Genomic DNA, 16,633 nt, shown 5'->3' with positions numbered 1-16,633 from the left:
TGGGGGGCGTCTGTCGTCACGGCTGCACCAGCCCTTCGTACGCGTCGGGGCGGCGGTCCCGGTAGAAGGCCCACTGCTGTCGGACCTCCTCGATCAGGCCGAGGTCGAGGTCGCGGACGACGAGTTCCTCGGCCTTGTCGTCGGCCGGCTCACCGACGAACTGGCCGCGCGGGTCCACGAAGTACGACGTCCCGTAGAAGTCGTTGTCCCCGTACTCCTCCGCGCCGACCCGGTTGATCGCGGCGACGAAGTACTCGTTGGCGACGGCGGCGGCCGGCTGCTCCAGCTGCCACAGGTGGGCGGACAGGCCCCGGGAGGTCGCCGACGGGTTGTAGACGATCTGGGCGCCGTTGAGGCCGAGCTGGCGCCAGCCCTCCGGGAAGTGGCGGTCGTAGCAGATGTAGACGCCGACCTTGCCTGCCGCGGTGTCGAAGACGGGCCAGCCGAGGTTGCCCGGTTTGAAGTAGTATTTCTCCCAGAAGCCCCTGACCTGCGGGATGTGGTGCTTGCGGTACTTGCCGAGGTACGTGCCGTCGGCGTCGATCACCGCCGCGGTGTTGTAGTAGAAGCCGGACTGTTCGACCTCGAAGACCGGGACCACGACGACCATGCCGGTCTCGCGGGCGAGATCCCGCATCCGGGTGACGGTCGGGCCGTCGGGCACGGGTTCGGCCCAGCGGTAGTGCTCCGGTTCCTGGACCTGGCAGAAGTAGGGGGCGTTGAAGACTTCCTGGAAACCGATGATCTTCGCGCCCTGCCGGGCCGCCTCGCGGGCGTGCTCCTCGTGCTTGGCGATCATGGATTCGGTGTCGCCGGTCCAGGTGGCCTGGACCAGAGCGGCGCGTACGACGTTGGCCATGAGCTGCTCCTTCGACGTGACGTCAGAGAGCTTCTACGCCCGTAGACACGGGGCGTAGAGCCCGAAAGTAAGCCTCGCCGCCGCACTGGGCAAGACCATCGTCGTCAACGGTCGGAGTCGATCATGTTTCGCACCCCTGTGGGTGAGCCTTCGAAGGTCGCCCGCAGAACCCGGACCGACCGGCCCCCTCACGCCGTGTGGCCCGCCACCCGCAGGGCGTGGACGAGGTCCCAGTAGCGCTGCTCCGAGACACCGCGGGCGGCCTCCAGGAGCGGCGGGGCGAGAAGCCGCGGGTCGGCCTCGATGCTGCGGACGGCCTCTTCGGGGGCTCGGACGCGGACGTACGCGTCGAGGAGGGCGCGGACCTCGCGGTGCCGGTCCGCCTCGACGAGACCCAGGACGGCCTCTCCTATCTCGGACGCCGGGCGTACGACGCCCTGGCGCAGCATCTGCTCGCCGTCCGCCGTGCGGCCGGCCGCGGCCAGCGCGTCGGCCGCGGCGACCAGCCGGTCGGCGGGCAGCGAGACCGCCTCCCACAGCAGGTTCGCCCAGTCGGCGCCGAGACCGGCGCGGTGCAGTTCGGCGGCGAGGAGCGGGAGACGGGCGGCGGGCCAGTACGCGGCCTCCACCAGCACGGCGTGCGCCTCACCGCTGCGGCCCCCGGCGCGCAGCCGCACGAGCCGCGCGACGGTCTCGACCGTGGTCCGCCGCGCCTCGTCGTCCAGTGGCTCACGCCGCGGCTTCGGCCGCTCGTCCTCCCCGGCGCCCCTGTCGGCCCCGGTGCTCGCGGCACCCCCGGCGAACCGGGCACCCCGCGGGGCACGCTCCGCGGGCCGCGAGACCGGCTGAGACGCCGGCGCGGGGGGTACGGGAGCCACCGGGGGTACGGGCATCACGGGGGTGCCCGCGCCTCCTTCCGTGCCCGTCCCGGCCTCCGCTTCCGGCAGGCCGGCGAAGCGGGCACCGCCGCGCGCGCCGCCCCGGAAGCGGCGCTTGGACCGTTGTCCGGTGGCGGAGGGTGCGGGAGCCGTGGGTGCCTCGGGGGCCTCCCGGGCCGCCGTGCCGGACGCCTGTGGGGCGGGCGCGGCACCGGAGGGACGGCCCGCGCCGGTGGCCGACACGCCGGTCTCCTGTCCTGCGGCCCGGTCCGCGGAGGCGTCGCGCCACAGGTCCGGCCAGTCGTCCTCGTCCGCCGCCGTCCGCTGCGCACGCACCCGGGCGGCGCCCGCCGGTCCGGGCCCGCCTCCGCCACGGTCCTCCCGCGGCTCGGCGGTCCACACGGCGTCCCCGCCGTCCACGGCGGGCGGGATCGGCTGGGTCCGCCGCGCGTGGCCACCTGCCGTGCGCCGGTCCAACTCGTCCATGCGGGCGCGGAGTTCGGCGCAGCGGGCCGTCGCCCGGTCGTGGTCGTCGCGGGCCCAGGCCAGGTCGACGCGGAGGGCGTCGGTGTCCGCCGGGGTGGTGGCCGCGGGGAGCGACCGCTCCAGTTCGGCGAGCCGTTCGGTGGCGTACCGCTGTTCGCGCAGCATGACGTCGAGCCGGTCGCCCAGGGCGTCACGGCCGCCGGGCCGCGCGTCGTACGCGGCGAGCGAGGCGCTGTGCAGCGCCCGGGCCCGCTCGGCCTCCTGAGCGGCGGCCCGGTCACCGTACTCGGTCGCCAGGTCCTGCAGAACGGCCTGTACGACGTCCCAGGGCGGCACCTCCCAGCCGTCCAGGCACGCCCGCATCCCCTCCGGGTCGCGCTGCCAGAACACCCCGCACCAGCCGCCCCCCTGGTCGAGCCGGGACAGCAGGCCACCGAGGTACTGCGCGAACTCCCGGACCTGCTCCGGGAGTTGTTCCACCGTCATTGCGTTCACCCCACGCCGGACCGGAGTACTCCGACCCGGTAGAAAACACCATTCGTGTTACGAAGGCGCTACGCCACGTTCTCGCCCCCGCAGGGACACGGGGAATCGCGGTACCGGTCCGGGCTACGACGCCGGCCGCACGACCATCGCCGAGCCGCCGCCCCGCCGCACCGTCTCGGCCGCCGCCAGCCACTTCCCGTTCGGCAGCCGCTGCACTCCCGTCGCGGCCCCGATCTCCGGATTCTGCCGGAACCCGTGCCCGATGGCCTCCAACCGCCCCCGCAACGGGCTGTCCCACAGCCCAGGTTCGAGTTCGGTGGTCGTCTGGTTGCGCTGACTGGCCCGCGGAGCCGCGATCGCGTCGACGAGCGGCAGTCCCCGGTCCAGGAACCCCGTCAGCGTCTGGAGGACCGTCGTGACGATGGTCGCGCCACCGGGCGACCCCAGCGCCACCACCGGCCGGTCATGGCGGTCGAGCACGATCGTCGGCGAGATCGACGAACGCGGCCGCTTGCCGGGCCCGGGCAGGTTCGGGTCGTGCACGGCCGGGTTCGCCGGCGCGAAGGAGAAGTCGGTCAGCTCGTTGTTGAGGATGAACCCGCGGTCCGGGACGGTGATCCCGCTGCCGCCGGTCTGCTCGATGGTGAGGGTGTACGCGACGACGTTGCCCCACTTGTCGGCCGTCGTCAGATGGGTCGTGTTCTCGCCCTCGTACGTCGTCGGCGCGGCCGTACCCCCGGCCGAGCAGGCCGCCGGGTCGCGGGGATCGCCCGGCGCCAGCGGACTCGTGAGCACCGCGTCGTCCTTGATCAGGCACTCGCGCGAGTCGGCGAACCGCTGCGAGAGCAGTTCCTTCGTCGGTACGTCCTCGAAGGCGGGGTCGCCCACCCAGCGCCCCCGGTCCGCGAAGGCGATCCGGCTCGCCTCGATGAAGCGGTGCAGGTACCGGACGTCCGACGCCTTGGAGAGGTCGGTGTTCTCCAGGATGTTGAGGGCCTCGCCGACCGTGGTGCCGCCCGACGAGGAGGGCGCGATGGAGTAGACCCCCAGTCCGCGGTACGAGGTCTTCGTGGGCGCCTGGCGCTTCGCCCGGTACGTCGCCAGGTCCTTCAGCGACAGCTCGCCGGGGCGGGCGTCGTACCCCGAAGCGGGGTCCACCGGCGGCTCGTTGACCGTGTCGACGATGTCCCGGGCCAGCCCGCCGCGGTACAGCGCGCCCACCCCCTTGCGGCCCAGTTCCTCGTACGTACGGGCCAGGTCGGGGTTCTTGAACGTCGAGCCGACCACCGGCAGCGACCCGCCCGGCAGGAACAGCTCGGCGGTGTCCGGGAAGTTCCTGAACCGCGCCTCGTTGGACTCGGTCTGCGAGCGGAAGGTGGCGTCGACGGTGAACCCGTCCCGCGCGAGCCGCTCGGCGGGCCGCAGCAGCGTCCCGAGCCGCTTGCTGCCCCAACTGTCCAGGGCCGTCTGCCAGGTGGCGGGGGTGCCGGGCGTGCCCACCCCCAGCCCGCTGGTCACGGCGTCGGCGAACGGGATCGGCCGGCCGTCCTCCAGGAAGAGCCCGGAGTCGGCCGTCAGGGGTGCCGTCTCGCGTCCGTCGATCGTGTGCACCGTACGGGACCTGGCGTCGTAGTGGACGAAGTAGCCGCCTCCGCCGATGCCCGACGAGTAGGGCTCGGTGACACCGAGGGCGGCTGCCGTGGCGACGGCCGCGTCCACCGCGTTGCCGCCCTGCCGCAGGATCTCCACACCGGCGGCCGAGGCGTCCGCGTCGACGCTCGCGACGGCTCCGCCGTATCCGACGGCGACCGGCGCCTTCTCCGCCGGGCCGCGGCCACCCGCGGCCGTCCCGCCTTCCCCGGCTGCCCCGGAAGAGGGCGGTGCCGCGCCCACCGACACCACCGCCGCCGACACCGCCAGCACAGCAAGTCTCCGCCTGACCGAGCGCCCCATCAGTACCTCCAGTCAACGACCGTCCGCGCAGCGTAACTTCCCCGGCACGGCCGCGTCAGGTCCCTCTCGAACACCGCTGCGTGCGCCCGCTAGCATGCGCGCCCATGACTGACGACGTGCGCAACATCGTCCTGGGGGTGATCGCGGCGGGCCTCAGCGCCTCGCTGGGCTGGATCGCCCGGACCTACCTGTGGAAGCGGAAACTCCGCCGCAAGCAGACCTTCTTCGGGCTGCCCGACCACTCCGAGTCGCTGCTCGTGGTCAACCGCGACGCCGGCAGCCCCGATCTGGCCGTCCACCGCTACGACGTGTTCGCCCTGCTGGAACTCGCCGCCCTGATCAAGGACTGCAACGCGCACGCCGACGTGATCACCCAGGACGCGGCCCGGCAGGGCTTCGGGGAACGCACGGAGTTCTGCGTCGGCGGCCCGGGGTCCAACCGCCGGATGGCCGCCCATATGCAGGCCATGCTGCCGGGTGTGCGCGTGAACACCGACCCGGAACCGGGGCCGGACCGGCTGGCGTTCCAGATAGGCACCGAGCGCCACCGCATGGAACCGGGCCTGACCGAGTACGTCCTGCTCGCCCGGCTCACGGCCGGGCAGCCCGGTCCGAGCAGGCCGGTGTTCCTCTTCTGCGGCCAGCGCGCGATCACCAACCAGGCGGCGACCCGCTATCTGGCCCGCAACCACGAGCGGCTGTACCGCAAGCACGGGGACAACTCCTTCGTCCTGCTGCTGAAGGTCGTGAACTCCCAGGCGTACGGACCGGACGTCGTCGAACTGGTGGCCGATGTCACCCGTGCCGCGCAGACCCCGCTGCCCGCTGCCCCCGCCGCGTCCGCACGGAACACCCACCGCGCCTCCTGAGGGGGCCGTCCCGTAGGTTCCGTCACCTTCACGTCCCGGTCGTGGGCACGGTCGGCCCGCCGCACATCGAGCACAACCCGACCGGCGCGCAGCTGACCTTCTCCTCACCCGCGGCCGACCGACGTATCCGTCGGTCCCGCTGTGCGAGCAGTGATCTCCGGCTGCTGCCGGACGGGCCATAGCCCCTCGCTACCGCGTGCCCGGCAGCAGCGTCCCCGGGCCGGCCGAGGCGCCTTCGACAGCCTCCGTCACCTCGGGGACGAACGACAAAGCGTAGTCGAGTCCCGGCGCGGCCGGCCCTGCGGCCCGGCGGAAGTCCTCGTCAGAGCCGGGCGGGCACGCCGACTCCGGTACGGGGACGGCGAGTCGGGACGCGCCACGGGGGCCGTGGGCGCCGCGGACGGCGGTCGCGGGGAAAACGCCGGACGCCGCCGCGACAGGACGTACACGTGCCGTACGGATCATGATCACGCTCCCCCGCTCAGTGTGTGAGGATTTTGGAGAGGAAGTCCTTCGCGCGGTCGCTGCGCGGATCGGTGAAGAACTCCTCCGGGGTGCGGTCCTCGACGATGGCGCCGTCGTCCATGAAGACGACACGGTTGGCCGCCGAGCGGGCGAACCCCATCTCGTGGGTGACGACCAGCATCGTCATGCCGTCGCGCGCGAGCTGCCGCATGACCTCGAGCACCTCGTTGATCATCTCCGGGTCGAGCGCCGAGGTCGGCTCGTCGAAGAGGAGCACCTTCGGATCCATGGCGAGGGCGCGGGCGATGGCCACGCGCTGCTGCTGGCCCCCCGAGAGCTGTGCCGGGTACTTCGGCGCCTGGGAGGCGAGGCCCACCCGGTCGAGCAGTTCGAGCGAGCGCCTGTCGGCCTCGGCCCTCTTGCGGCCGCGCACCTTCAACTGCCCCAGCGAGACGTTCTGCAGGACCGTCTTGTGCGCGAAGAGGTTGAAGGACTGGAAGACCATGCCGACCTCGGCGCGGATCCGCGCGAGTTCCTTGCCCTCCGTCGCGAGCGGCTGTCCGTCCAGGAGGATCTCACCCGACCGGATGGACTCCAGACGGTTGATCGCCCTGCAGAGGGTCGACTTGCCCGACCCCGAGGGGCCGACGACCACGACCACCTCTCCCCTGCCGACGGTGAGGTCGATGTCCCGCAGGACATGCAGCTCCCCGAAGTACTTGTTGACGTCACGCAGCTCGATCAACGGATCGACGGCCATGCTCAGCCCCACCCACTCTCAGCTGTGTCGCGATGGCCGCAAACTATCCACCCGGAAGTGAGGCGAGGACACGACACGCACTTTTCGGGCATAAGCCGTATTTACGGGAGTAGCGGTGGCCAGGGCTTCACGTCTCGGCCACCTCCGCGTACAGCTGGGAGAGTTCGGGGACGCCGCTGTCCGCCCACGCGCGGCCCGACACGACCACGTCGATCACCCGTCCCGACTCCAGCCGCACGACCGGCTGCCCGTCGGGCCAGACCTCCCAGACGGCGCCGGGGACCGTGCGGACGATGACCGTGCCCAGGTAGAGGCCGGCGTCGTTGCCGAGCCAGGGCAGACTCTCCTCGTCGTCGCGCCAGCGTGGCAGCAACTGGTCCAGCGCCTCCAGGGAGGCGGCGGTGTCGTCGAGTTCGATCCCCGCCTGATGGGCCTGGGAGCGCAGCAGTTCACACTCGGAGAGCAGTTCGGTCACCCCCTCGTGGTCGCTCTCGCCGTTCGAGAAGACCGTGACTCCACCGGCGGGGTCCCGCTTCTTGCGCCAGTTGCCCAGGAAAGGGATGTTCATACTCCCAGCCTTTCATCCGCATCACCCGGTGCACCACAGGGCGCGCGGAACGCCTGTTCCCAGGGAGTTCGCCCGTAGTTCGCGCCTGCCTCATTGACGAACCCCTGTCGTCTCCTTAGCTTCACGGTGCGTCTGTCACCTCGTCAGTGAACCGGCCGGGAGCCGACCAGAGCCGTCCATGACCGTCAGTGAGCCGTCCGTGCGTGGGAGGAGTCGGTGTGCGCCGACGTGTGTGGGGTACCGCCGTTGCTCTTGCTCTGCTGTCGACGGGGGTGACGACGGTCCCGGCGGCGACCGCGTCACCGGTCGGGCAGCGGCCCGCACCTCTGGAACGTCTCTTCGACAACACCGCCGTCAGTGACGACACCAGGCCCACCGGGGCGGACTTCGACGGCTCGGGCCGCTCCCTGTCGGCGCAGGACCTGACCGCCGCGGGCTGGACGCCGGGCCGCGCGCTGACGGTCCAGGGAGCCCGGCTGACCTGGCCGCGCCGGGCGCCGGGCGAGCCCGACAACGTACGCGCCGACGGCCAGTCCGTCCGGGTGCGCGGCAACGGTGACGCGCTCGCCTTCCTGGTGGCCGGCACGGGCGGCGGCGAGGAGAGCGGCGCGGGCCTGGTGCGGTACCGCGACGGTTCGCGCTCGTCGTACCACCTGACCGCCTCCGACTGGCGCGGCGGTCCGCTCGGCACCAAGGCCGTCGCCCTGCCCCACGTCAACACGCCCGGCGGTCAACTCGCCGAGAAGGCACGGCTGTACGTGGTGACCGTGCCGCTCGCCGAGGGGCGCGCGGTGGACTCCGTGGAGCTGCCGCGCAACAGCGACGTGCATGTGTTCGCGCTGTCGGTACGGGCCGAGAACCGCGGCTGGACCGGCAGTTGGGCCGCGTCGACCTCCGGCTACACGGCGGTCGGGCCGTGGACGGACCGGACACTGCGTCTGGTGGTGCACACCTCGGCGGGCGGGCCGCGCGTGCGGATCCGGCTCGACAACACCTTCGCCGCGGCACCCGTACGGGTCGGCAGTGCGACGGTCGCCGTGCAGGGGTCCGGGGCGAGTCCGCGCAGTGCTCCCGCAGCGCTGTCCTTCGGGGGCTCGGGGGACGTCGAGATCCCCGCGGGGGCACAGGCGTTCAGTGCTCCGCTGGGCTTCGACGTGCCCGCGGACAGCAATCTGCTGGTGAGCTTCCATCTGCCGGGGACGGTGACGGCGGCGCCCGTGCACAGCCTGGCCGTCCAGCAGTCGTACGTCAGCGAGCCCGGCGACCACGCGGCGGACGCCGGCCCGGACGCGTACACCTCGACGATCCTCAACTGGCCAGTGCTGACCGGTGTCGACGTGGGTGGCGGGCCGGGGTCCGTCGTGGTCCTCGGCGACTCGATCACGGACGGCGAGAAGTCGACGCGGGACGCGAACCGGCGCTGGCCCGATCTCCTCGCCGACCGGCTCCGGCAGCAGGACGCGGTGCCGCGGTATGGGGTCCTGAACCACGGGATCTCGGCGAACCGTGTGGTCACGGACCGGTACGTCGGGGACGGGGTGTCCACCGACACGGGCGGGGTGAGTGCGCTGCACCGGCTCGACCGGGATGTCCTGGCGCAGACGTCCGCGCGTACGGTCGTCGTGTTCCAGGGGGTCAACGACGTGCGGTGGGGGGCGAGTGCGGAGCAGGTCGTGGAGGGGTTGCGGGAGATCGCGGAGCGGGCGCGTGGCCGCGGGCTTCGGGTGCTCGTCGCGACGATCGCGCCCTGCGCGGGGGAGGCGCGGTGCACGGCCGCCGTGGACGCGGAGCGCTCCGCTGTGAACCGGTGGATCCTGTCCGGGGCGGGGGCCGCGGTGTTCGATGCCGTGCTCGACTTCGACGCGGTGTTGCGGGATCCGGGGGATCCCGCTCGGATGCTTCCCGCCTATGACAGTGGGGATCATCTGCATCCTGGCGATGCGGGGTTCGCTGCGCTGGCCGAGTCGGTGGATCTCGGGGTGTTGTAGGGCGAGCCGCTTGGGGGTGGGCGGCTGGGTCAGGTGGTGAGTCGGGTGGTGAGTCGGGTGTGGCTGGGCGCGCAGTTCCCCGCGCCCCTTACGGGGCCCTGGCTGGGCGGCGCGTCGTTGCCCGCGGCCCTTGCGGGGCCCTGGCTGGGTGCCGGGTTCGGGTGCCGTGTGGCTGGGCGCGCCGTTCCCCGCGCCCCTTACGGGGCTGCTAGGCGTCCAGGTCCACTACCACCGGGGCGTGGTCCGAGGCTCCCTTGCCCTTGCGTTCTTCTCTGTCCACGTAGGCGTCGGTGACCGCCTTCGTGAAGGGGGTGTTGCCGTAGACCAGGTCGATGCGCATGCCCCGGTTCTTGGGGAAGCCGAGTTGGCGGTAGTCCCAGTACGTGAACGGGTGGTCGTACTTGAGGGGGCGCGGGACCACGTCCGTCAGGCCGGTCCCGCGCAGGGCGGCCAGCGCGGCGCGCTCGGGCTCGGTGACGTGGGTGGAGCCCTCGAAGAGGGCCCGGTCGAAGACGTCGTCGTCCGTCGGCGCCACGTTGTAGTCGCCCAGCACCGCGAACGGGCGGCTGCCGGCCGCGTCGTCCGCGACGGCCGCCTTCAGTGCCTCGAACCACTGGAGCTTGTACGCGTAGTGCGGGTGGCCCACTTCGCGGCCGTTCGGCACGTAGACCGACCAGACGCGGACCGGGCCGCAGGTCGCGGAGACCGCTCGGGGCTCCTCCACGCCTTCGTAGCCGGGGTCGCCGGGCAGGCCCCGCACGATGTCCTCCAGGCCCACCCGGGACACCACCGCCACTCCGTTCCACCGCCCGGTCGCGTTCACCGCGGACTCGTAGCCCAGCTCGCGGAGCTGCTCGGACGGGAACTGCTCGGCGGTGGTCTTCGTCTCCTGGATGCACAGCACGTCCGTGCCGCTGCTCTCCAGCCAGGGCAGCAGCCTCGGCAGACGGGCGGTGATCGAGTTCACGTTCCAGGTGGCGATACGCATGCTCCACAACCTACCGGGCACCTCTGACACTCAGAGGTCGGCGGTCTCGCCCGGCGCCAGCCTGAGGTGCTCGGAACCGCCCAGCGCGCCGATCTGACGGTCGTAGGCGGGGCGCGCGAGGTCGGTGAGCAGCGCGTCGTGGATGTCGTACGCGCGCTGGGGTGCCACTTCCCGGACGTACTCGATGACCTCGGAGATCTTGCTCCAGGGGGCCTGTACGGGAAGCATCAGCGTCTCGACCGGGTGGTCCGGGACGGTGAGCGCGTCGCCCGGGTGGAAGACCCGGCCGCCGTCGACGAGGTAGCCGACGTTCGTGATGCGCGGGATGTCGGGGTGGATCACGGCGTGCAGTTCGCCGTGGACCTGTACGTCGAAGCCCGCAGCGGTGAACGTGTCGCCGTGGCCGACGGTGTGCACCCGGCCGGGGAACGCGGCCGAGAGCTGGTCGGCGACGGATCGCAGGGTCCAGATCTCCGCCCCGGGGTTGGCTTCCAGCCCGGCCCGCAGGTGGCTCTCGCTGAAGTGGTCGGGGTGCTCGTGCGTGACGAGGATCGCGTCCGCGCCGGCCGCCGCGTCCGCCTCGCTGAAGAGACCGGGGTCGATGACGAGGGTGCGGCCGTCCTTCTCCAGGCGGACACAGGCGTGGGACATCTTGGTGAGCTTCATGCTTCCCATCCTCCCTTCGGGCGCCGGCGCGGGCTCACCCGAGGGGCCCCTCCGCGGCACTCACTCCTGCGGGGTGGTCTCCTCGCGGATGACCTGCTGGGCCACCCGGAAGGCACTGTTCGCGGCCGGTACACCGCAGTAGACGGCCGCCTGGAGGAGCACCTCCTTGATCTCGACCGGGGTGAGGCCGTTGCGGAGGGCGGCCCGGGTGTGGAAGGCCAGCTCGTCGAGGTGGCCGCCGGCGACCAGGGCGGTGAGCGTGACACAGCTGCGCGAGCGCCGGTCGAGGCCCGGCCGGTCCCAGATCTCTCCCCACGCGTAGCGCGTGACGAACTCCTGGAAGTCCCCGGAGAACTCGTCGGCCTGCGCCAGCGCCCGGTCCACATGGGCGTCCCCGAGCACCTCCCGGCGGACCTTGATACCGGCCTCGTACGGGTCGGCCCGGCCCACGACCGCCTCGGGCTGCGGGGCGGGCGCGATCTCCGCGACGGGCGACATCTGCTGCGGCACGGCGGCCACCTGGTGCGTCTGCGGGACCACGACCGCCATCTGCCCGGTGGACGAGTCGTAGGCCGGCTGCTGCCAGGCGGTGGAGAAGTGCCGTACGAGGAGGTCGGTGACCGCGGCGGGCTGTTCCACGGGGACCAGGTGGGAGGCGCCGGGCACCACCGCGAGGCGGGCGTCCGGTATCCCCGCGACCAGCGTGCGGGCCTCGGCGGGGCCGGTCACCTGGTCGTCCGATCCGACCAGGACGAGCGTGGGCACCCCGATCCGGCCGAGCTCGGCACGGATGTCGAAGGCCGCGAGCGCCTCGCACGCGGCGATGTAGCAGCCCGGGTCCGTGGTGCGCACCATCTGCACGGCCCACTCGGTGATCGCGGGCTGCGCCGCGGCGAACCCGCCCGTGAACCAGCGCTCGGGGGACGTGCGCGCGATGGGGTCCAGGCCGTTGGACCGGACGATCACACCGCGCTGGCGGAACTCGTCGGCCGTACCGAACCGCGGGGAGGCCGCGATCAGCGTGAGCGAGGCGAGGCGGTCCGGGCGGCGCAGCGCGAGTTCGGCGCCGACGGCACCGCCGAGCGCGCACCCCGCGTAGCCGAACCGCTGGACGCCGAGCCCGTCGAGGGTGGCGAGCAGCCGTTCGGCGAGCTCGGTGACCGAACCGGCCGGGTGCGCGGGCGCGCCGCCGTGGCCGGGCAGGTCGAAGCGGAAGACCCGCCACTGCTTGACCAGCTCCGGAACCTGCCGGTCCCACATGTGCCAGGTCGTCCCGAGCGAGGGACCGAGAATCAGCACGGGGGCGTCTTCGGGGCCGTCGAAGCGGTACTGGAGGGCGGGGTACTTCATCTCACTCACCGCTCCACGCTAACTTCCGCACCTATGGACACGGAAACGGGCCGGGATTGTCCACGCGCCCTGCACGCCGCCGCCACATGTCGGGCGGCGGCCCGCGGGGCAGGTCACACGGCCTGGACCGGGTGCCGGACCACCGCGTCGAAAAGATAGCCCTGGGTGTTGTGGACGGTGGTCTGCGGCTGGGTGCGGCCCGTCGTGTCCGTCGCGCGCGCCAGCAGGGTGTACGCCCCCGGTGCCGCCGGGCGCCAGTCGGCGGACCAGCGCACCCAGTCGGCGCGGCGCGGGGCGTCGTGGAGGCGGGCGTGCCGCCAGGTCGCGCCGCCGTCGGTGCTCACCTCGACGCGTGCGATGCCGCCCGCGCCCGACCACGAGCGGCCGGTGAGACGGTGCTCGGCGCCGCTCTCCAGGCTCGCGTTCCACGGCAGTTCGAAGGCGCTCTTGAGCGTCTGGCGGGTGAGCGGGGCGCTGCCGCCCTCCGGGTGGGCGGTGCCGAACAGCCGGTAGAAGTCGGTGTTCCACGGGGAGTACAGCGGCTGGGCGGAGACCTGGATGTCACCGACCCACTTGATCGACGCGATGCCGATCCAGGACGGTACGAGGACCCGTACGGGACGGCCGTGGTCCGCGGGGAGCGGTTCGCCGTTCATCTCGTACGCGAGCAGCACGTCGTCCAGGGCCTTCGACAGGGGCAGCGGGCGGCGGACCCGGCCTAGGTTCGTGCCGTCCGCCAGGAGGTAGTCGGCGTCCAGGCCGCGGGGCAGGACGTCCACGGCGTCACGGGTCAGCCCGGCGCGGCGCAGCACCTCGCCGAGCCGTACGCCCCGCCAGCGGGCCACGCCGATCGCGCCGAGCGTCCACGCCGTACCGGACACGGTCTGGCCCTGCTGTGTCGTGAAGAAGCTGCGGCCGTTGCCCGCGCACTCCACGAACGCGCTGCGGGTGGTGGCGGGCAGCCGCTTCAGGTCGTCGAGCGTGAATTCGCTGGTACGGCCCTTCGCGAGGCCGTCTCCCCAGACGGTGAGGGTCCAGGCGTCGGCGTCCAGGACCGGGGTGGAGGTGTGGTTCCGGACGAAGAAGCGGTCCGTGGGAGTGTGGTGGCCGGTACCGGCCAGGGCCTCGAACCTGGTCTCGGCGTTCGTGCCACGGGCCGTGAACCAGGCGTCGGGGAGGGGCTTGACGATCCCGGGGACCGCGGCGGCGGCCGCGGTGTCCCCGGCGCGTGCCGTGGGTCCGGTGGGTCCCGTGGGTCCGGTGGCGGCCAGGGCGGATCCGGTGCCCGCCACCGTGGCGGTCGTGGCCAGTCCGGCCGCCGTGAGCAGGCGGAGCAGGTCACGGCGCTCGATGCCGTCGGCCCGGGCCTCGCCCGCGAGCCACTGACGGAGTCTGCGGCGGTCGTAGGCCGACTCTTCGGCGGAGGCGCCGGTGGGGGCGTCTGTGGGGGTGGCGTCGGTAGTGCTTATGGATATGTCGCTACGGGGCATGGGTGGGCTCCTGCGTCTCTGGTGGGGTGGGCTGAGAGGGCTCAGGGCGGGGGTTCTCGGGTATGCGGGCGCGCGGTGTGGGGCGGCACGGGACGGCCGGGCACGCGGCCGTGCGGCCTGGCTGTGCCTGCGCTGCGTGTGGACGGGAGGGGCGGCCGGAGAGCGGCTACGGCCGGGGCGGACGTCCGCCGGCGGTCGCCGTCACGGGGCCACGAGTCAGATGAGGATCAACAACAGCCGTGCGACGTGCGCACGCGGAACCGCGGGGCGGGGCGGCACTCACTGAGGATCATGGGCGCCATGGTACGAGGCGGGGCGCCGGCCCGCGGGCGAATCGGGGTAGTCGGGCCGGCCGGAGCTCGCGATCAGAGCTCGGTGGGGGAACCCAGGCCGGTGAGGGCGCCGACCGGGTCGAGGTCGGGGGTGCCGCGGGGCCACCAGTCGTCGTGGTCCGGTTCCGACTCGTAGCCGTACCAGAGGCCGTCGTGGCCCAGGCGGAGCTGTATGTGGCCGCGGGGGTGGGTGAGGTGGTTGTGCCAGGGCCGGAAGGCGGGGAAGTCGGCCGCGAGGAGGAGCGGGCGGGCCCGGTCGAAACGGCCTGCCGGAGGGTCCCAGGGCTCTTCGAGGACGGCCAGCCCCTCCAGTCCGCCCTGGCGCCACGCGGCGACCGCGCGGGCCAGGTCCGCCGGGGTGCGGCCCGCGGCGGCGGCCAGGGACGCGTAGAAGGCGCGGGTGGTCGCGGTGAGGCCGGAACCCGGGCGGGTGGCCGCGAGCCGGACGGCGTCCTGCCAGAGCGTCAGCCCGGCGAGGGGGTCACGGCCCGTGGTGAGCAGGGCGTGCGCGCGGGCGGCCGCGTCGGTGGCCAACTGGTCCAGCGCGAACGGGTCGGGGCCACCGGGCGACGCCGGGTAGGCCGGCGGCTGCTCCGGATGCGCGGGCGGCGGCAGCGGGGCCGGCAGGGGCGCCCGCACGCGGGCCTGTACGGCGTCGCGGGCCGGTACGCCGGGCAGTGCCGGCTGCTCCGCGGAACGGGCCGAACGGGCGGCCAGGGTGGCGTTGCGCCGGGACAGCTCGTCCAGCAGTTCCCGCTCGCCCCTGCCACGCAACAGGAGCAGGACGAACGGGTCCTCGTCCAGCAGCCGTGCCGTCTGGTAGCAGAGCGCGGCCGCGTGTTTGCAGGGGTGGCCGGAGTCGGGGCAACTGCAGCGCGGTACGAGGTCGCCGGGGCCGGGCAGCAGGTCCACTCCGCCGTCGGCGAGCGCCTGGGGCAGGTCCTTGTCGAGCAGCGCCGCGATGTGGCCGGGCCGTTCGGCGGCGGCGTCCAGGAAGCGCTCCCAGTCGTCGTCCGTGAGCGTACGCATCCGGATCTGCACCCGGTAGGGCCGCGGGCGGCTCCCGTGCACATAGGCGAGCACCAGTCCCGGGGTGACGGTGATGGCGTCGACGTGCCCCTGCCCCGCGTACGCCTTTCCGCGCCCGAGGCGCGCCGCGTCCAGCGCTGTCTCCTCCAGCGCGGCGACCCAGGCGTTGCCCCACCACGTCTCGGCGAACCCGGCGACACCGTGCGGCCGCGCCGCCAGCGCGGGGAACGTACGCCGCAGCTCCCCGTCACGGGCCGGGGCGGCCATGGACCGGGCGACGGGAGGCGCCGGGGCGCCGCCTTCGGCGGGCGGGGTGTGGAGGGGCGGGGTTGTGATGCGGCCGGAGCGGCCGGGTTCCGGTCCCCCGGCGGCGGACCGGAACCCGGCGGATGGTGCGTCGGCCGGCAGAGTCTCGTCGGAGGGCGCTTCGGCGAACGGGGCTTCGCCGGGGGGCTCTTCAACGGACGGGGCTTCGATGAAAGGTTCATCGACGGACGGGGCCTCGGCGGAAGGCTCTCCAACGGACGGGGCCTCGGCGAAAGGCCCTTCAACGGACGGGACTTCGACGGAAGGCCCTTCGACGGACGGGGCCCCGTCGGAAGGTTCATCTACGGACGGGGCTTCGGCGGCGGCAGGTCCCGTGCCGGGCTCGTCCGTCCGCCCCTCCCGTTCCATCCGGGAGGACAGGTCGAAGGTGTTGCCCAGCCTCTCGGCCATCTCCCGCACCTGGGCGGCCACCTCATGGCTCGACCGGGCCGGTCGAGGCCCAGGCGGGGTGGCCCCCGTGCCACCGCGTCGCCTTCGCGCGCCGACTCCCTTGTCTGGAGCGGTCGTTCGCTCCCGCTCGGCCTGGGTGCGCGCGGCACGCAGGGCCTCGCGGGCCGCGTCGCCGGGGCGCGAGGTTCCGGCAGCGGCGGCCCGGGCCCGCGTGTCCTCCGACGACGCGGAGTCCTCGCCCGGACCGGCCGCGGACGACTCGGCGCCCCCGCCGGGCCGCCCGGCCTCCCCCGTCTCCGGGGCCGGGTCGGGCCGCCCGGTGTCCGTCGCCGGCTCGGAGACCGTGTCCGGGGCACGGACCTCCGAGGGCTCGGAGACCGCCGCGGGCCGCCCCTCGGCGTCTGCCGGCTCGGAGGCCGCGTCGGGGCGAGCCGACGCCCCTGCCACTGCCCCCGGGACGCTCCGGACGCCCTGGGCGTCCTGGGCGTTCTCGGCCGGCGTGGCGGCAGCACCGGCGTGACGGCCCACGGCGCGCCGCAGCGCCTCACGGGCGACATCGCCGGGCCGGGGCCTGTGCGCTGCCGCGCCGACAGCGGTTTCCCGCCCGTGCCCGGCACCCGCCGGACGCGTATCCGCGCCAGGCCGGATGCCCGGTGCGGGACGGGTGTCCGGCGCGGTGGAGTCCCTCTCCGTCGGGCCCGGTCCGAAGCCGTCCGGCCCCGGAGCGCCGGCGGCCCCGCGCCGGGCCT

The 16,633-nt window shown here is 73.4% G+C and carries 13 protein-coding genes; 2 read left to right on the top strand and 11 right to left on the bottom strand.

Features of this window, described 5'->3' with window-relative positions:
* Nucleotides 1-16: 16 nt before the first annotated feature.
* From ACFYXC_RS05585 to ggt, 3 genes are all read right to left on the bottom strand, one after another.
* Nucleotides 17-859, bottom strand: a complete 843-nt coding sequence (locus tag ACFYXC_RS05585) for a nitrilase-related carbon-nitrogen hydrolase (protein WP_388907633.1) — start codon at nt 857-859, stop codon at nt 17-19.
* 188 nt (nt 860-1,047) lie between these two features.
* Complete coding sequence (locus ACFYXC_RS05580; protein ID WP_389547307.1) at nt 1,048-2,709, bottom strand: hypothetical protein; 1,662 nt, start codon at nt 2,707-2,709, stop codon at nt 1,048-1,050.
* A gap of 123 nt (nt 2,710-2,832) precedes the next feature.
* Nucleotides 2,833-4,662, bottom strand: coding sequence for a gamma-glutamyltransferase (gene ggt, locus ACFYXC_RS05575; protein WP_389547304.1), 1,830 nt, complete (start codon nt 4,660-4,662; stop codon nt 2,833-2,835).
* 104 nt (nt 4,663-4,766) lie between these two features.
* Between ggt and ACFYXC_RS05570 the strand changes: the two genes are divergently transcribed.
* Nucleotides 4,767-5,531, top strand: coding sequence for a hypothetical protein (locus ACFYXC_RS05570; RefSeq protein ID WP_389547301.1), 765 nt, complete (start codon nt 4,767-4,769; stop codon nt 5,529-5,531).
* A gap of 189 nt (nt 5,532-5,720) precedes the next feature.
* Here the strand turns inward: ACFYXC_RS05570 and ACFYXC_RS05565 are convergent, their stop codons facing one another.
* From ACFYXC_RS05565 to ACFYXC_RS05555, 3 genes are all read right to left on the bottom strand, one after another.
* Nucleotides 5,721-5,996 (bottom strand): hypothetical protein, encoded by a 276-nt coding sequence (locus ACFYXC_RS05565; RefSeq protein ID WP_389547298.1) that lies wholly within the window; start codon nt 5,994-5,996, stop codon nt 5,721-5,723.
* Between the two features lie 16 nt (nt 5,997-6,012).
* On the bottom strand, nt 6,013-6,756 hold the full coding sequence (locus ACFYXC_RS05560; protein ID WP_389547296.1) for an amino acid ABC transporter ATP-binding protein: 744 nt from the start codon (nt 6,754-6,756) through the stop codon (nt 6,013-6,015).
* Nucleotides 6,757-6,883: 127 nt separating this feature from the next.
* The gene (locus tag ACFYXC_RS05555; RefSeq protein ID WP_389547293.1) at nt 6,884-7,324 is read right to left on the bottom strand and encodes a DUF6278 family protein; all 441 of its coding nucleotides are present in this window, start codon (nt 7,322-7,324) and stop codon (nt 6,884-6,886) included.
* Nucleotides 7,325-7,542: 218 nt separating this feature from the next.
* Here ACFYXC_RS05555 and ACFYXC_RS05550 point away from each other — a divergent pair, with 218 nt between their 5' ends.
* Entirely contained in the window at nt 7,543-9,312 is a 1,770-nt protein-coding gene (locus ACFYXC_RS05550; protein ID WP_389547290.1) for an SGNH/GDSL hydrolase family protein, read from the top strand.
* Nucleotides 9,313-9,520: 208 nt separating this feature from the next.
* On the opposite strand, the gene ACFYXC_RS05545 is transcribed toward ACFYXC_RS05550, so the two are convergent.
* From ACFYXC_RS05545 to ACFYXC_RS05525, 5 genes are all read right to left on the bottom strand, one after another.
* On the bottom strand, nt 9,521-10,300 hold the full coding sequence (locus ACFYXC_RS05545) for an exodeoxyribonuclease III (RefSeq protein ID WP_388907649.1): 780 nt from the start codon (nt 10,298-10,300) through the stop codon (nt 9,521-9,523).
* 30 nt (nt 10,301-10,330) lie between these two features.
* A complete protein-coding gene (locus ACFYXC_RS05540) occupies nt 10,331-10,966 on the bottom strand; it encodes an MBL fold metallo-hydrolase (protein WP_389547287.1) in 636 nt (211 codons plus the stop codon).
* 60 nt (nt 10,967-11,026) lie between these two features.
* Nucleotides 11,027-12,316 (bottom strand): 4-carboxymuconolactone decarboxylase, encoded by a 1,290-nt coding sequence (gene pcaC / locus ACFYXC_RS05535; protein ID WP_388908351.1) that lies wholly within the window; start codon nt 12,314-12,316, stop codon nt 11,027-11,029.
* A 113-nt stretch (nt 12,317-12,429) separates the two neighbouring features.
* Nucleotides 12,430-13,806 carry a sulfite oxidase gene (locus tag ACFYXC_RS05530; RefSeq protein WP_389547284.1) on the bottom strand — a complete coding sequence of 459 codons (1,377 nt, stop codon included), beginning with the start codon at nt 13,804-13,806 and terminating at the stop codon, nt 12,430-12,432.
* A gap of 365 nt (nt 13,807-14,171) precedes the next feature.
* Nucleotides 14,172-16,424 (bottom strand): SWIM zinc finger family protein, encoded by a 2,253-nt coding sequence (locus ACFYXC_RS05525; protein WP_389548384.1) that lies wholly within the window; start codon nt 16,422-16,424, stop codon nt 14,172-14,174.
* Between the last annotated feature and the right edge of the window lie 209 nt (nt 16,425-16,633).

It is taken from the genome of Streptomyces sp. NPDC002701 (assembly GCF_042889045.1).
Classification (GTDB): Bacteria; Actinomycetota; Actinomycetes; order Streptomycetales; family Streptomycetaceae; genus Streptomyces.
This window is presented reverse-complemented; position numbering and strand designations above follow the sequence as displayed.

Coding starts and splice junctions, on each gene's coding strand:
- ACFYXC_RS05585 (WP_388907633.1), bottom strand. CDS start 859: ATGGCCAACGTCGTACGCGCCGCTCTGGTCCAGGCCACCTGGACCGGC.
- ACFYXC_RS05580 (WP_389547307.1), bottom strand. CDS start 2,709: ATGACGGTGGAACAACTCCCGGAGCAGGTCCGGGAGTTCGCGCAGTAC.
- ggt (WP_389547304.1), bottom strand. CDS start 4,662: ATGGGGCGCTCGGTCAGGCGGAGACTTGCTGTGCTGGCGGTGTCGGCG.
- ACFYXC_RS05570 (WP_389547301.1), top strand. CDS start 4,767: ATGACTGACGACGTGCGCAACATCGTCCTGGGGGTGATCGCGGCGGGC.
- ACFYXC_RS05565 (WP_389547298.1), bottom strand. CDS start 5,996: ATGATCCGTACGGCACGTGTACGTCCTGTCGCGGCGGCGTCCGGCGTT.
- ACFYXC_RS05560 (WP_389547296.1), bottom strand. CDS start 6,756: ATGGCCGTCGATCCGTTGATCGAGCTGCGTGACGTCAACAAGTACTTC.
- ACFYXC_RS05555 (WP_389547293.1), bottom strand. CDS start 7,324: ATGAACATCCCTTTCCTGGGCAACTGGCGCAAGAAGCGGGACCCCGCC.
- ACFYXC_RS05545 (WP_388907649.1), bottom strand. CDS start 10,300: ATGCGTATCGCCACCTGGAACGTGAACTCGATCACCGCCCGTCTGCCG.
- ACFYXC_RS05540 (WP_389547287.1), bottom strand. CDS start 10,966: ATGAAGCTCACCAAGATGTCCCACGCCTGTGTCCGCCTGGAGAAGGAC.
- pcaC (WP_388908351.1), bottom strand. CDS start 12,316: ATGAAGTACCCCGCCCTCCAGTACCGCTTCGACGGCCCCGAAGACGCC.
- ACFYXC_RS05530 (WP_389547284.1), bottom strand. CDS start 13,806: ATGCCCCGTAGCGACATATCCATAAGCACTACCGACGCCACCCCCACA.